We start from the raw sequence: 16,089 nt of genomic DNA on the forward strand, positions 1-16,089 counted from the left end.
TTTTTGGGGGAGTAATAGTGGCGAAAGGGGAATTGAGAGATAAGGTAATAATTAGAAAAAGGTTAAAATATGCCTTATTAATGGCACTTTTAATATTTATTTATCTCACTTATAGATTAATTACAATAATGTTTATTGAAGGGGATAAATATAAAAACAAAGGCATTCAACAATGGACAAGTGATGTTAAAATTAATGCAAAGCGTGGAAGAATTTTAGATAGAGATGAAAATGAGTTAGCTGTAAGTGCAAATGTATATAGAGTTGACTTAGATTTAAATACTTTAAGAGATTCTTTAAAAGATAAAGAACTGACTATGAAACAAATAGCTCCAGACTTAGCAAACATACTAAGCATGGATAATGATAAGGTGTTAGATATTTTAACAAGGCCACTACCAAATGGCAAGCCTAGGGGGGCAGCTATTTTAAAAAGAAGAGTAGAAAAAGAGGTAGCTGATGAAATTAAGTCTTATTCTAAGAGTAAAGAACTAAGAGGTGTGGTTGTTTCACCAGATACTAAAAGATATTATCCAAATGAGAATTTTGCATCTCATGTTATTGGACATACTAATTCTGATGGAGATGGATTAACAGGTATAGAGTTATATTACAATAAATACTTATCTGGTATGCCAGGAATAAAGATTTCTGAAACTGACAAAAAAAGCGAAGGCTTACCATATACCATTTCAGATTATAGTAAACCAGTAGATGGAAGAGATGTGGTTTTAACTATTGATGAAAAGATTCAATTTTTTGCTGAAAAAGCTGCAGAACAAGCATTAAGTGACAATGATGCTAGTGCAGTATCAGTATTGGTTATGGATCCTAATAATGGAGAAGTACTAGCTATGGCAAATAAGCCAGATTACAATCTTAATGAACCTTGGCCGGAGAATCTTGATGAAAATGCTATCCAAAAATCTTGGAGAAATAGAGCTGTAAGTGACACCTTTGAACCTGGTTCTATTTTCAAAGTGGTAACAGCAACAGCAGCGTTAGAAACTGGTGTTGTAAAGGAAAGCGACACATTTAATTGTGGTGGTTCCTCAAGAATTGGTGGTAGAACCATAAGATGCTGGAAAACAGCAGGACATGGTAGTCAAACTTTTCAAGAGATAATTAAAAATTCTTGTAACGTTGGGTTTATGGCATTAGGTGAAAGGTTAGGAAGAGATAATTTAAACAAATATATAACAAAGTATGGTTTTGGGAAAAAAACTGGTATTGATTTACCAGGGGAAGCAAAAGGTATAATTAAGCCTACAGAGTCTATAACAAATGTAGACTTGGCAACTATTTCTTTTGGTCAAAGTAATACAGTATCTGCAATTCAATTTATGACTGCTTTTAATGCCATTGCTAATGGTGGAAAATTAATTACTCCTCATTTAATGAAGGAAGTTATTCATTATGATGAAAATAATAAAAGAGTAGTGGATCAAGAATTTAAACCAAAAGTAATTGAAGGAAATTTTAAGCCAGAGACTATGGCGGATATGAGACGTCATCTTGAAGCGGTTGTAGAAAGTGGCGGTTCTTCAAAGGCTTATATAGCGGGATATCATATAGGTGGTAAAACTGGTACAGCACAAAAAGTTGATCCGCAAAGAGGTGGTTATGGAGCAGGCAAATACATTTCTTCATTTGCCGCAATGGCACCAGCCAATGAACCAAAAGTTACTGTATTTATATCAATAGATGAACCTAATCCATCATTATACTATGCTGGTCAAATAGCAGCCCCAGCAGGAAAAGGTTTATTTTATGATATATTTAATTATTTAGGATTAAAACCAGATGCCACTTCAGAAGAAGTTAATGACAGTTTATTAAAAAGTATAGCATTGCCAGAAATAAGAGGTTCTAAGAAAAATGATGGCATTAAAATATTAAAGGATAATAATTTAAACGCTAGAATAGAAGGCGATGGAGAGTATATCTCAGATATTAGTCCTAAGCCAGGATATATGGTTAAAGAAGGCTCTGAGATTATAATATATACTAGTGATCAATCGGACTCAGATAACACAGTAGCAGTACCAGATTTAAATGGATATAGCGTAGAAAAAGCCACTGAGCTTTTAGAGAGCTTAGGTCTTAAAATAGAAACTCAAGGTGAAGGTGTAGTATCTGAACAAAGTATTGCGCCGGGTCAGCATGTTAACAAGGGAACAGTAATTACAGTTCATTTACAAATAATTGCAGATTAATTTACAATTAAATACTTATTAGTATGTAATATATTTGAATTGTAAATTGATAAAATATAATTAATTGTTTTAAACGGTAGCATATAATTTATTATGCTACCGATTTGCCATATTTAAACAGAAAGAGGATGTGCAAGTAGAATTTTAGTAATTTAAAATAAAAAGTCTAAAGAAATTTTCTTAATAAAGCTGAAAAGTTTTAGTATTAGAATTTTTGGAGGAATAATAGTGACAAAAGCAAAAACAAAAAATAAAACAGTGAATAAGAAAAGAATAAAATATGCATTATTATTTACGCTTTTAATATTTATCTACATTATGTATAGATTAGTTACAATAATGTTTGTTAAAGGAGATGAATATAAAAGTAAGGGTGTACAACAATGGACAAATGACTCTAGAATAAGCGCAAAGCGTGGAAGAATTTTAGATAGAGATGAAAATGAATTAGCTGTAAGTGCTAATGTATATAGAGTTGACTTAGATTTGAAGGCATTGAGAGAATCTTTAGAAACTAAAAAATTAACTATGAAACAAATAGCTCCAGATTTAGCACAAATATTGACTATGGATAGTGATACCGTGCTTGAAATTTTAACTGAACCATTACCAAATGGTAAGCCTAAAAATGCAGCTATTTTAAAAAGGAGAATTGAAAAAGAAGTAGCTGATAAGATTAAAGCTTATTCAAAAGAAAAAGATATAATAGGCTTGGTTATATCAGCAGATACTAAGAGATATTATCCCAATGATAATCTTGCATCTCATGCTATTGGGCACACCAATTCTGATGGGGAGGGATTAACTGGGATAGAATTATACTATAATAAATATTTAGCTGGTATACCAGGAATAAAAATTTCTGAAACTGACAGAACAAGTGAAGATTTGCCTTATAATGTTTCTGAGTACAGTAAACCAGTAGACGGAAGAGATGTGGTTTTGACTATTGACCAAAATATTCAATTTTTTGCGGATAAAGCTGCAGAGAAAGCGTTAGCTGATAATAATGCCAAGGCTGTTTCTATAATGGTTATGAATCCTAATAATGGAGAGATATTAGCTACAGTAAATAAACCAGATTATAACTTGAACAATCCTTGGCCGGAAGAACTTAGTGATAGTGAAACGGAAGCATTGTGGAGGAATAAGTCTATAAGTGATGCCTTTGAACCAGGATCAATTTTTAAAGTAGTTACTGCTACAGCTGCAATAGAAACTGGAAACGTAAAAGAAGGAGATAATTTTTATTGTAGTGGTTTTTCTGTAGTAGATGGCAAACCTATTCACTGTTGGAAAACAGAAGGACATGGAGATCAAAGTTTTAGAGATATTATAGCAAATTCTTGTAATGTTGGTTTTATGACCTTAGCACAAAGAATGGGAAAAGAAACTTTAAATAAATACATTGAGAAATATGGCTTTGGTAAAAAAACTGGAGTGGATTTACCGGGAGAAACTGAAGGAATAGTTAAATCAGTGGAATCGATGAGTAATTCTGACTTAGCAACTATTTCTTTTGGACAAAGTGATACAGTATCAATAGTTCAATATATGATGGCATTTAATGCTGTTGCAAATGGAGGAAAATTAATTACTCCTCATTTAATGAAAGAAATTGTCCATTATGATGAGGATAATAAGAGAGTGGTAGATCAAGAATTTAATCCTAAGATTACAGAAGGCAATTTTAGACCGGAGACTTTGGAAGAGATGAGAGGACATTTAGAGACAGCTGTAGAAAAAAATGGAACTGCATATATACCTGGTTATCATATAGCAGGAAAGACAGGTACTGCAGAAAAGCCTGATTTTGAAAATGGTGGATATGCAAAGGATAAGTATATTGGTTCATTTGTAGGTATGGCTCCAGCCAATGATCCTAAGATTACCATAGTTGTAACAGTAGATGAGCCTGATCCATCTAAATATTACGGCAATGAAGTAGCAGCACCAGTAGGTAAAAGTTTATTTCAAGATATATTTAATTATTTAGCTTTAAACCCAGAAGGCAGTTCAGATAAAAGCAAAGATAATTTATTAAAGAACATAGCTATACCTGAAATAAGAGGAATAAAAAAGGATGATGGTATTAAAATTTTAAAGGATAATAATTTAAATATGAAAATAGAAGGGGACGGTGAGTATATAGTTGATGTCAGCCCTAAACCTGGATATATGGTTAAGGAAGGAACAGAAATTATAGTGTATACAGGTAAAAAAGCGGACACAGACACTACAGTAGCAGTTCCAGATTTAAATGGATACAGTAAAGAAAAAGCAAGTGAACTTTTAGAGAGTTTAGGACTTCACATAGAATTTGATGGGGAAGGGTCAGTATCAGAACAAAGTATTGCTCCAAGACAACATGTAAAAAAGGGAACGGTAGTTAATGTGACTTTAAAGGTATCAGGAGGCTAATTCAATTCACAATTCACATTTCACAATTGTGGATATTTCTCAGTAGAAACTGAGAAATTTAGAATTGATCAGTTAGTGTGCGGTGAACAGTGTTCGCCACACACTAACTAGCAATTGCTAGTTAGAAATCTATTGGAGAAATTATTTTGCTAAAAATAATTTCCTCCTTAATTGTGCACTGTGCATTGTTCAAGGTGTTTTTAATTAGCTTATAAGAATTCTTGTTACGAAAGCTAAAATATTATATAAATTAAATTTTGGCTATATGCAATTTATTGATAAGTCTTTGAATATAGTGTATAAATATATATGTTGATTAATTAAAAGTATTTATGCTTCTAATTAATCTGTTATTAACTTTCCATATTTAAAGAAAAGCTTAAAGGAGTGATATTATGAATTTAAATAAGCTTTTAACGAATTTAAAATTTGAGTTATTAAATGGAAGCTTAGATATAGAAATAAATAATATACAATACGATTCTAGGAAAATTAATAAAGGAGATGTATTTTTTTGTATAGAAGGGCTTAGCTTAGATGGCCATAAATATATAAAAAGTGCTATAGATAAAGGCGCAGTTGCAATAATAGTGCAAAAAGAAGTGCAAGATTATGAAAATATCACATTAATTAAGGTTGAAGACGCTAGGAAAGCTTTAGCATTAGCTTCAGCAAATTTTTATGATAATCCAGGTAAGAAACTTAAACTTATTGGAATAACGGGAACCAATGGAAAAACAACTTCTACATTTATGGTTAAGTCTATATTAGAACAATGTGGTCATAAAGTTGGTCTTATCGGTACTATTGCAAATTATATAGGAGATAAAAAACTTTATACTGAAAGAACTACTCCTGAATCTCTAGAATTACATCAATTGTTCAATGAAATGGTTAAAGAAGAGGTTGAATATTGTGTGATGGAAGTCTCATCTCATTCATTAGAACTTAATAGAGTTTATGGAGTGGAATTTTCAGAAGGTATATTTACAAATTTAACTCAAGATCACTTAGATTTTCATAAAACTTTTGAAAACTATTTTAATGCTAAATTAAAATTATTCTTAAATAGCAAGGTGTCTATAGTTAATATAGATGATAGTTATGGAGAAAAAATTATAGATTCAATTGATAATGATGTAATAACCTATGGAGTAGAAAAGAAGGCTGTGTTATGGGCTAAGGATTTGAAACTTCATTCAAGGGGAATAGAGTTTACTTTAGTTTATAACGGAGATGAAGAAAATATTAAACTTAGTATTCCAGGTAAATATAATGTTTATAATGCATTAGGATGTATTGCAGCTACAATACATGAAGGTGTATCTATTCAAGATATAAAACAGGCTCTTGAAAAAGTAACTGTCCCAGGACGATGTGAAATAGTTACTATAAATCATAATTTAGGATACGATGTAATTGTTGATTATGCTCATACTCCAGATGGTCTTGAAAACATATTAAACTCCGCTAGAGAATTTACTTTTGGTAGATTAATATCTGTTTTTGGTTGTGGTGGAGATAGAGATAGAAGTAAAAGACCTATAATGGGTAGCATAGGAAGTGAGCTAAGTGATATAGCAATAATTACTTCTGATAATCCAAGAACAGAAGATCCTATGGCTATAATTGAGGATATAAAAGCTGGATTAAAAAAAGAAAATTATGTAGTTATAGAAAATAGAAGAGAAGCAATAAAGTATGCTATGAAAATTGCTAAAGATAAAGATATTATAGTCATAGCCGGTAAAGGCCATGAAGACTATCAAGTACTTAAAGACAAAAGAATTCACTTTGATGAGAGAGAAATTATAAGTGAAATCATAAAGGAGTTGTATGCTTAAATGGAATATTTAGATATAAAGGAGATTACAGATACCTTAAAAGGTAAACTTATTGTAAAAGGTACAATAGATAGATTTAATAATGTTGTCATAGATAGTAGAAAGGTAAAGAAAAATGACATTTTTTTTGCCCTTAAAGGAGAAAATTTTGATGGTCATGAATATGTAGTAAATTCTTCATGCAAAGGAGCAGCACTATGTATAGTTCATAATGAAAATTTTAATAAAGAAGATCTGTGTGAATATACTTCTATAGTATTGGTTGAAGATACTAGAATGGCACTATTAGATTTAGCAAAATATTATAGAGATAAGTTAGATATTAAAATAATAGGAATTACAGGCTCTACAGGAAAGACATCTACTAAAGATTTGGTAGCGGCAGTTTTAAGTGAAAAATATAAGGTTTTTAAAACTAAAGGTAATTTTAACAATGAGGTGGGGCTACCACTTATGGTATTCAATTTAGATAATTCTTATGATATAGCAGTACTAGAGCTTGGTATGAGTAACTTAGGTGAAATACATAGACTATCTAGAGTTTCGAATCCAGATATCGCAATTATAACTAATATTGGATTGTCTCATATAGAAAATTTAAAGACGCAAGAAAATATATTAAAAGCAAAGATGGAAATTACAGACTTTTTTGAGAAGGATAATGTTTTAATAGTTAATGGAGATAGCTCTTTATTAAGTGAAATATCTTCAGATAAATATGAAATTATAAAAATTGGCATAGAAAATGATTATAATTTTATGGCAAGTGGAATAATTATAGGTGATAGCAATATAAAATTTAATATAAGGGAAAATAATGTGTTAATTGATGAGACTTTTGTTGTACCTGTTTTAGGAAAACATAATGTACTTAATTCATTATTAACAATAGCTACAGCTAGAGAATTAAATATGGATTATAAAGATATAAATAGAGGGTTCAATAATTTAGAGGCTACCTCTATGAGACTTGATGTATTAAAATATAATAAATTTACAGTTATAAATGATGCTTATAACGCAAGCCCTGATTCAATGGAAGCAGCTTTAGATGTATTAAAGGATTTTAAAGGTGGTAGGAAAATAGCAGTATTGGGAACTATGAAGGAACTAGGAGATGAATCCTATAATGCTCATAAGGGAGTAGCACAGTACGCTAAACTTAAAGAGATTGATTTGCTTATAGCAATAGGTGATTTTAAGAAGGCTTTTAAAGATGGTTTTCAGGATGAAAATTGTATATTATTTGAAAATAAAGAAGAAGTAGTAAAATACTTAGCTTCTGAGATAAAACCTAATGATGTAATTTTAGTAAAAGCATCTAGGTCAATGGAATTTGAAAGTATCATAAGTGAACTAGAAGATCTAAATGTTAAGGAGGGGATATAAAATGAGTAAAGTTGTTTATTCAGTATTGGTAGCATTTATTATTTCTTTACTTTTATCACCATTATTAATTCCGCTCTTAACTAAATTTAAATTTGGACAGAATATAAGAGATGAAGGACCTAAGAGCCATCTAAAGAAAGCGGGAACTCCTACCATGGGTGGATTAATATTTATTATTGCTTCAGCCATTACATTATTTGTAGTTCTAAGAAATGTAGCAGATGAAACAATAATTGCTTTAGTTTCATTAGTTGGCTTTGGAATTATAGGAATGTTAGATGATTCTTTAAAAATAATTCATAAGCATAATGAGGGGTTAAAATCATGGCAAAAGATGATATTACTAGTTATTCTTTCAATTTTTCTTGGATACTATGCTTCTACAAGAATTGGAACAGATATAATAATACCCTTCTTTAACAAAACCTTTAATTTGGGACCGCTGTTCATACCTTTCATTGTGTTTTACTTTGCAGCAACCACTAATGCGGTTAATTTAACTGATGGATTAGATGGATTAGCTAGTTCAATAACATTATTGGTAATGACTTTCTTTGCACTTGTAAGTTTTGGAATGGGATATTATAATTTATCTATATTCTGTGGAGTATTAGCAGGAGCATTGTTAGGATTTTTAAGATATAATTCTTATCCTGCACAGATATTTATGGGAGATACAGGATCTTTAGCTCTAGGTGGTGCTATTGGTGCTGTAGCAATGATATTAAAGCTTGAGCTTTTAGTATTAATTGTTGGAGGAATATATGTAATTGAAACTCTATCTGTTATTATTCAGGTTATATCTTTTAAACTTACTGGTAAAAGAGTGTTTAAAATGAGTCCTCTTCATCATCATTTTGAGCTTAGTGGATGGCATGAAAGTAAAATTGTAGCAGTATTTTCTATAATTACTGTAGTATTATGTTTGATAGGATTCTTATCAATTACACCTTAAGGCATCTTAAAAAGCAACTGATAAATATTCCACTGTGTTTTGTGTCATAGTGAATCAGTATAATTTATAGATATTAATATATTATCTATAAGAATATGATTTTTGTCTAACACAAGATATGTTTAAAATCTTTTGCTGATCATTTTGTTTCAGATGCCTAAAATAATATAGGGGGATGAGATATGAAAAAATCCAAGGTAAAGCTAGGAGAAATTGATTTTGTATTATTTGCTACTATTTTAATGTTAGTATCAATTGGCGTGGTTATGGTTTATAGTGCTAGCTCATATTTTGCATCTTTTCAATACAATAATGCAGAATACTTTTTGTGGAGACAGCTTATGTGGGCAGGTTTAGGAACTGTTGCTATGATAATAACTATGAATGTAGATTATCATAAGTATAAAAGACATACAGGAAAACTTATGATTTTAACGGTAATTGCATTGTTATTAGTGTTTCTATTTCCCCCAGTTAAAGGTGCGCAAAGATGGATAAGGCTTGGACCAGCATCTTTTCAGCCATCAGAAATTGCCAAGTATACGGTGGTATTATTTACGGCAATGAGTGTTGAACGAAAAGGTGAAAAAATTAAGAGTTTTACCAAAGGTGTTTTACCATATTTACTGATATCTGGATTCTATGCTGGACTTGTAATTGCAGAGAAGAACTTAAGTATAGCCACAGTTATAATGATAGTGACAGTAGGAATGTTATTTGTTGCTGGTACTAAACTTAGATTTATTGGAGGGTTAGTAGGAGGACTAGTAGCATTGGTAGGATTAGCTATAAAGATCGAGCCCTATAGAATGAGAAGAATAACAGGGTTTTTAGATCCTTGGTCAGATGCACAGGATACAGGATATCAGTTGATTCAATCACTTCTAGCACTGGGATCCGGAGGACTTACAGGAGTAGGGATAGGTCAATCAAGACAAAAATGCTTTTATATTCCTGAGCCTCATAATGATTTTATATTTGCAGTTATTGGTGAAGAATTGGGGTTTATTGGATGTATGTTCATAATTACTCTATTCATAATATTTTTATGGAGAGGGCTTAGGGCAGCAGTACAAGCGAAAGATGTATATGGTAGCTTATTAGCTACAGGTATAACTGCAGTAGTAATAGTTCAAGCACTTATAAATGTAGCAGTTGTTACTGTTTCTATGCCTACAACAGGGGTTCCCCTTCCTTTTATAAGCTCTGGAGGTTCTTCGCTGGTTATAAATATGATGGCAATGGGAATACTTTTAAATATAACTAGACAGAATGCTTATAGCGGTAAATAAAGTATATTCAAAAAAGTAACAAGTTAGTATTTAAGCTATTTTATGTAATACTGTATTATTAGAACCCGCCATAGAGTCACTATGAGCGGGTTTTGACGTCTTATTTGATAAAAAAATATATTAACATCTTTGAATTATTATTTACTTTTATTTTTCAGTTCCTAAAATTTCTAGAGTAAATTAATGGTTTTGTAATGAATTTTAATGAAATTAATGTTATTATGTAAGTAATGTAATTTTTCATATAAATATAATGGGTATAGTATAGGTGAAAATAATATGTCTAAATTAAAAAAGCAACAAGATAGTTATATATTAAAAAACAAAGAAAAATTATTAAATAAAAAAAGAAAGATTAAATTTATTAAAAGGTATTTTTTTATTTATAGTGTTGACAAGCGTTCTAATTACTTTATGTTTAAAATTAAGTTATTTTAATATAGCTTCAATAACTGTTAAAGGGAATGAAAACTTGACTAAAGAAGAAATAATAGAAAAATCTAATATAAAAGTTGGAGAAAATATATTTACAGTAAAAACTAATAAAGCTATTAGTAGTGTGAAGGAAAATCCCTATGTAATTACTTCTCATATTAAAAGAAAGTTTCCTAATGAAATTATTATAACAGTTGAAGAAAGAAAAGCTGCTTTTTATAGTAAATTAAATGATGAATTTTACATAATTGATAATGAAGGGATAATATTAGATAAAGAAGACCATAGAAAATCCTAATTTGGTAAGATTAGAAGGTATAAATCTTTCCAATCCAACTTTAGGTAGCGAGATTCCTATGGAAAATAAGAAAAATTAAAGGATATTAATACTTTATCTGATATTATATATGATTATAATTCAAAAGATGAGAATGTAAAAATTACCATGATTGAACTAAATAATTTTCTTGATATTAAAATTCATTGTAATAACAACGTTTATATTAAAATTGGTACTGATGATGACATACCAGAAAAATTAGCAAAGGCATTTAGTATATTGAAGGATAAACAACTTAAAAATATGAAAGGGTATATTGATGTTAGCTTTGATGGGAACCCAGTAATATATAAGCAGGATTAGGAGGGGTTTAATTGAAAAAATTCTCATATCAAATTGCGATAGCACTTATATTTCTTCTTTTAGGATATATGTTAACTACTCAAATCTCAACTATAAATAAACAAACAGTTTCTACAGATGAAGAAAAGGCTAATCCAGAAATTATAATTGAAAATGAACATTTAAGAAAGCAAAAGGAACAACTTGAAAAGCAAATTAATGATTTAAATGCTAAGGCTAAAGAATTTGAAGAAGCAGCAGCAGGAAGAACTGAAGAAAGTAAACTTCTTTTAGAGGAATTACAACAAACCAGATTACAAACTGGAGCAGTAGATGTAAAGGGAGAAGGGATAATTATATATATAACTCCTAAAAAAAATCTATTTGCAAATGATATAAAGTTTAGGCCTATGTATGATGAACAGTTATTACGTATAGTTAATGAATTGAATGCAGCAGATGCAGAGGCGATTTCAATAAATGATATAAGATTGACATCACGAAGTGGTATTAGAGATGGTGGAGACAATATCATCATAAATAATGAGAGAATATCTCCTAAGCAGAGGGTTGTAATCAAAGCCATAGGTAATAGGAAATTGTTAGAGGCAGCTTTAAACTTTCCAGGAGTAATACCAGATAGCCTTTTGAAATTGTGTGATGTAACATTTGAAACTTCCGATGAAGTTATAATAAAGAAAAACAGTACAAACCAAAAATTTGATTATGCAAAACAAGTTGAAAATAAATAGAGGTGATTAGATGGTAGCATTCATAGGTCTATTAATTGGAATAATATTAGGAATTGTGTGGAATATAAATATTCCTATTAAATTTTCACCATATATATCAGTAGCAATATTTGCCTGTATAGATTCAGTCTTTGGTGCAGTAAGAGCTTCTTTAAACAAAGATTTTAGACCGGATATATTTATATCAGGTTTTTTTGGTAATGCCTTATTAGCAGCACTTATGGTATATTTGGGAGATAAATTAGGTATTCCTATATATTTGGCAGCAGTTATAGTATTTGGAGAAAGAATATTTAATAACTTTGCTGTTATTAGAAGATTACTTATGGATAGAGCAAAATTCCATAATTGAGGTGATTAAATGCAAACTAACGAAGCTACTATATTTTTGTTTATTGCTTCAATTATTGTAGGATTATTGATTTCTATGAATATTGACCTTGGAAAATCTAATGCTTTTTTAGATGTTAAGCAATATGAAATTGCTTATAATGAAAGAGGAGATTTACAAAGGGATATAAGCGATTTACAAGGAGAATTAAATGAATTAAATAAAAAAATTAAAAAATATGAGTATAACTCACAAAACACTTATGGAGTTTTAAATGAGATAAATAAAGAATTAAATGAAAATAAAATGATTTTAGGAACTTTACCACTACAAGGTGAAGGAATAAGGATTACACTAAATGATTCACCAGAAGCTGGCTTTGGTGGTAAATATAATAAAGATATGCTAATACATGATGCAGATCTTGTTAAAGTAATAAATGAACTTAGAAATGCAGGGGCTGAAGCTATAGCAGTTAATGATTATAGAGTGACTTACAATGCCTTTGGAATTTGTTTCGGATCTAATGTCAATATCAATGGAATAAAGGTAGTAGCACCTTTTTATATAACTGCTATTGGAAATAAAGATGTTATGGAAAATTATTTAGAGACTCAAGAAAATCATATTAAAAGATTAAAAAGAAGAACATGTTATGTTGAAATTGAGACTTTAGATAATGTAGAAATACAGCCATATAATGGTACAATTAAAAGTAATTACCTAAGTGAAGTTACAGAGAAATAATATACCAGTTTTATGTATTTTTTTGCAGGAATTTTTCAATCTGATGAAGAATATATAAAAGAATATTAATTCTTGTTTTAAGAATCACCATAAGGAGGTCAGAATATTGTCAATTGGACATAATTATGAAGCTATAATGAATAAAATTTCAAATGAGATTACCCTAATTTCTGTATCTAAAACTAAACCTGTTGAAGATCTAGTTGAAGCTTATGAGGCGGGAGCTAGAGATTTTGGTGAAAATAAGGTGCAAGAGTTAAAGACGAAGTATGAACAATTGCCTAAGGATATAAGATGGCATCTTATTGGACATTTACAAAGAAACAAGGTTAAATATTTAGTAGGTAAAGTTCATCTCATACATTCATTAGATAGTATAAGGTTAGCAGAAGAGATAGAAAAACAATTTTCAACAAATAATGAAATTGCTAATGTACTTATTCAAATTAATATAGGAAGAGAAGCTTCAAAAACTGGAGTTAAAATAGAAGAATTAGAAGATTTATTAAATGTTTGTGAAAGTTGCAGTTCAATTAAGGTTAGAGGGCTAATGGCCACTATACCTATTGGTAATGAGGAGAGCTGTAGATATTATTTTAGTGAAATGAAAAAAATCTTTGATAACTTGAGTAAAAGAAGCTTTAAAAATATATCTATGGAAATTTTATCCATGGGAATGACTCATGACTATGAAATTGCTGTTGAGGAAGGTAGCAATATGATAAGAGTTGGAGAAGGCATTTTTGGCAAAAGGCAGTATAACTAATAATTTAGGAGGTAATCATAAATGGAAAAGAATATGTTTAACAAAGTTTTAACAATTTTAGGAATGGATGACAATATTGACGAAGAAGAAATGGATGAATTTGAAGAGCAAGAAGAAAATGAAGATGCCATTGATATAGAAACTTTTGGTTCAACCACTAAAAAACAAAATAAAATTGTAAATATCCACACAGCAACTTCTGCTAAAGTGGTAATAATAAAGCCACAAGAATATGATGAAGCAACAGCTATAGTGGACAACTTAAAAAATAGAAAAATAGTTCTTGTGAATATAAATGGTATAGAACAAAAGGTTGGACAGAGAATATTGGATTTTTTAATTGGAGCTGTATATTCCTTAGAAGGAGATCTTCAGCAGGTAGAAAAAGGTGTATTTATATTATGTCCTTCAAATGTTGAAGTCACCAATGATTTAAAAAGTGAATTATCAAGCAAAGGACTTTTTAGCTGGCCTAAATAATGGTGGGACAAATGATAATTAGAATAGTAAATATCTTTTTTGAAGTAATTAAAGCTGCAATTTTAGTAGAAGTGCTATTAACTTGGATACCTAATGGAAGATACAGTAAAGTTGGTCAATTTATAAGAACATTCACAGCTCCAATTATGGAGCCAGCAGAAAAAATAAATGATTTATTTCTAAAGGGATTTGTTATTGATTTTTCTCCTATAATTGCTTACTTTTTAATATATGTTATACAGGGAATCATATTGTCAGTATTGGTAAGGATATAATGTGAATATGATAACAAAAGAAGCTTTTGTAAATAGTTTTTTAGAATACGAGAATAATTCAATATCAAAGCTTTATGATCAAATTATTTTAGCTAAGAAATTTAATGGGACAATATACAGCAAAGTTTTTACATACCCTGATATTTATAAAAAACTTAAGAATATGGAGAATAATCTACAAATTAAGGTTTATTGTAATGGTGTTTTTGAAGAGTTTGATAGAACAATGTTAGCCTTTGATTGTTATGAAGAACCTCATTATTATCCTATAGATTTGTTAAAGATATGTAATAAATCTAAATTTAAAAATCTACAACATAAGGATTATTTAGGTGCAATAATGTCTCTAGGAATAAAAAGAGAACTATTAGGTGACTTAATTCTAGAGGAAGAATGTTGTTATGTACCTGTATATAATGAAATTACAGATTTTATTAGACTTAATTTGACTAATATTAACACTTGTCCTTGTGAAGTTATAATAGTAGATGAACCATTGAAAAATGCACCTAAAATTAAATTTGAAGAGAGAACTATAGTAGTTACATCTTTAAGATTAGATAATATAATTAGTTCCTTATGTAATGTATCTCGAAGTAAGGCTCTAGAACTTATAGAAGGTAATAAAATATTATTAAACCATATTGGAATTTTAAAAAAGGATAAATTACTTTGTAGTGGAGATATATTGACTATTAGAGGTTATGGAAAATTTAAGATTTGTGATTTTATAAATAAAACACAAAGCCAAAGACTTAGAATTTCTATAAAAAAGTACAATTAATTAGGGGTGATTTACGTGAGATTAACTTCAATAGATATTAATAATAAAGAATTTAAAAGGTCTATGAGAGGATATAATTTAGATGAAGTTGATGAATTTCTAGAAAAGGTTTCAGAGGATTATGAAAGTATTTATAAAGAAAATGCTACTTTAAAAGAAAGAATTTCAGTTTTTGAAGATAAATTAGATCATTATTCAAAAATAGAAGCAACAATTCAAAGTACGCTATTATTAGCACAAAATGCTGCTGAACAAGCTAAGATAACAGCACAAAATGAAGCTGAACTTATACTTAGAAATGCTAATGAATCGGCAAAGAAGATTTTAGATAAAGCACATAGCGATGTACTTCAAATTAATGATGAGTTTGATAAAACTAAGCAAGAATTTTTAAAATTTAGAACTAAGTTTAGAAATTTTATGGTAAGCCAATTAGAAATGTTTGAATCTTTGGAAAAGGATTTTGATAAGAACTATAATATATCAAATATTATAGAAGAAAATGTAGAAGAAAAAGGCTTAGATAATTTAAAAGAATCAGATTTAGATAAAGAAAATTTAAATTATGATGCTACAGAACTAGAAGAAATAAAGAGCTTTTTTGCTAATAATGATTAAAATCTCACTTTTACAGTGAGATTTTTTTAACTAAAGTTTGGTATAATATAAGTATATAGGGAGCTAATATGAAAATTTAAAATGTACTTTAGAAAATAAAAGTTCCATCAAAATAGTTTAAATCTCTATAAATTAAGGATTAATAATTAAGAGTGAAGAATT

General features: G+C 29.4%; 16 protein-coding genes. All 16 read left to right on the forward strand.

Annotated elements, in window-relative coordinates; translation table 11 throughout:
* Positions 1-17 precede the first annotated feature (17 nt).
* The 16 genes from ACY1IQ_RS18305 to ACY1IQ_RS18380 all read left to right on the forward strand — a co-directional run bounded on the left by ACY1IQ_RS18305 (position 18) and on the right by ACY1IQ_RS18380 (position 15,927).
* Entirely contained in the window at positions 18-2,216 is a 2,199-nt protein-coding gene (locus ACY1IQ_RS18305; protein ID WP_461615335.1) for a stage V sporulation protein D, read from the forward strand.
* A gap of 228 nt (positions 2,217-2,444) precedes the next feature.
* Positions 2,445-4,637 carry a stage V sporulation protein D gene (locus ACY1IQ_RS18310; protein ID WP_461615336.1) on the forward strand — a complete coding sequence of 731 codons (2,193 nt, stop codon included), beginning with the start codon at positions 2,445-2,447 and terminating at the stop codon, positions 4,635-4,637.
* 395 nt (positions 4,638-5,032) lie between these two features.
* Positions 5,033-6,481: a UDP-N-acetylmuramoyl-L-alanyl-D-glutamate--2,6-diaminopimelate ligase gene (locus tag ACY1IQ_RS18315; RefSeq protein ID WP_461615337.1), complete on the forward strand. Its 1,449-nt coding sequence runs from the start codon at positions 5,033-5,035 to the stop codon at positions 6,479-6,481.
* On the forward strand, positions 6,482-7,870 hold the full coding sequence (locus ACY1IQ_RS18320; RefSeq protein WP_461615338.1) for a UDP-N-acetylmuramoyl-tripeptide--D-alanyl-D-alanine ligase: 1,389 nt from the start codon (positions 6,482-6,484) through the stop codon (positions 7,868-7,870).
* Between the two features lies 1 nt (position 7,871).
* A complete protein-coding gene (mraY, locus tag ACY1IQ_RS18325) occupies positions 7,872-8,825 on the forward strand; it encodes a phospho-N-acetylmuramoyl-pentapeptide-transferase (protein WP_461615339.1) in 954 nt (317 codons plus the stop codon).
* Between the two features lie 182 nt (positions 8,826-9,007).
* A complete protein-coding gene (gene spoVE, locus ACY1IQ_RS18330; RefSeq protein WP_461615340.1) occupies positions 9,008-10,117 on the forward strand; it encodes a stage V sporulation protein E in 1,110 nt (369 codons plus the stop codon).
* A 388-nt stretch (positions 10,118-10,505) separates the two neighbouring features.
* Entirely contained in the window at positions 10,506-10,850 is a 345-nt protein-coding gene (locus ACY1IQ_RS18335) for a cell division protein FtsQ/DivIB (RefSeq protein WP_461615341.1), read from the forward strand.
* A 147-nt stretch (positions 10,851-10,997) separates the two neighbouring features.
* Positions 10,998-11,195 carry a hypothetical protein gene (locus ACY1IQ_RS18340; RefSeq protein WP_461615342.1) on the forward strand — a complete coding sequence of 66 codons (198 nt, stop codon included), beginning with the start codon at positions 10,998-11,000 and terminating at the stop codon, positions 11,193-11,195.
* 11 nt (positions 11,196-11,206) lie between these two features.
* Positions 11,207-11,926, forward strand: a complete 720-nt coding sequence (locus ACY1IQ_RS18345) for a DUF881 domain-containing protein (protein ID WP_461615343.1) — start codon at positions 11,207-11,209, stop codon at positions 11,924-11,926.
* 10 nt (positions 11,927-11,936) lie between these two features.
* Positions 11,937-12,278 (forward strand): small basic family protein, encoded by a 342-nt coding sequence (locus ACY1IQ_RS18350; protein WP_291561992.1) that lies wholly within the window; start codon positions 11,937-11,939, stop codon positions 12,276-12,278.
* A 9-nt stretch (positions 12,279-12,287) separates the two neighbouring features.
* Positions 12,288-13,004 carry a DUF881 domain-containing protein gene (locus ACY1IQ_RS18355; protein WP_461615344.1) on the forward strand — a complete coding sequence of 239 codons (717 nt, stop codon included), beginning with the start codon at positions 12,288-12,290 and terminating at the stop codon, positions 13,002-13,004.
* Positions 13,005-13,110: 106 nt separating this feature from the next.
* The gene (locus tag ACY1IQ_RS18360) at positions 13,111-13,770 is read left to right on the forward strand and encodes a YggS family pyridoxal phosphate-dependent enzyme (protein WP_461615345.1); all 660 of its coding nucleotides are present in this window, start codon (positions 13,111-13,113) and stop codon (positions 13,768-13,770) included.
* A gap of 21 nt (positions 13,771-13,791) precedes the next feature.
* Complete coding sequence (locus ACY1IQ_RS18365; RefSeq protein ID WP_039632602.1) at positions 13,792-14,250, forward strand: cell division protein SepF; 459 nt, start codon at positions 13,792-13,794, stop codon at positions 14,248-14,250.
* Between the two features lie 11 nt (positions 14,251-14,261).
* Positions 14,262-14,525: a YggT family protein gene (locus tag ACY1IQ_RS18370; RefSeq protein WP_461615346.1), complete on the forward strand. Its 264-nt coding sequence runs from the start codon at positions 14,262-14,264 to the stop codon at positions 14,523-14,525.
* A 7-nt stretch (positions 14,526-14,532) separates the two neighbouring features.
* Positions 14,533-15,309: a YlmH/Sll1252 family protein gene (locus ACY1IQ_RS18375; protein WP_461615349.1), complete on the forward strand. Its 777-nt coding sequence runs from the start codon at positions 14,533-14,535 to the stop codon at positions 15,307-15,309.
* A gap of 15 nt (positions 15,310-15,324) precedes the next feature.
* The gene (locus tag ACY1IQ_RS18380) at positions 15,325-15,927 is read left to right on the forward strand and encodes a DivIVA domain-containing protein (protein ID WP_461615347.1); all 603 of its coding nucleotides are present in this window, start codon (positions 15,325-15,327) and stop codon (positions 15,925-15,927) included.
* Positions 15,928-16,089 lie beyond the last annotated feature (162 nt).

The organism is Clostridium sp. Marseille-QA1073, assembly GCF_054863625.1.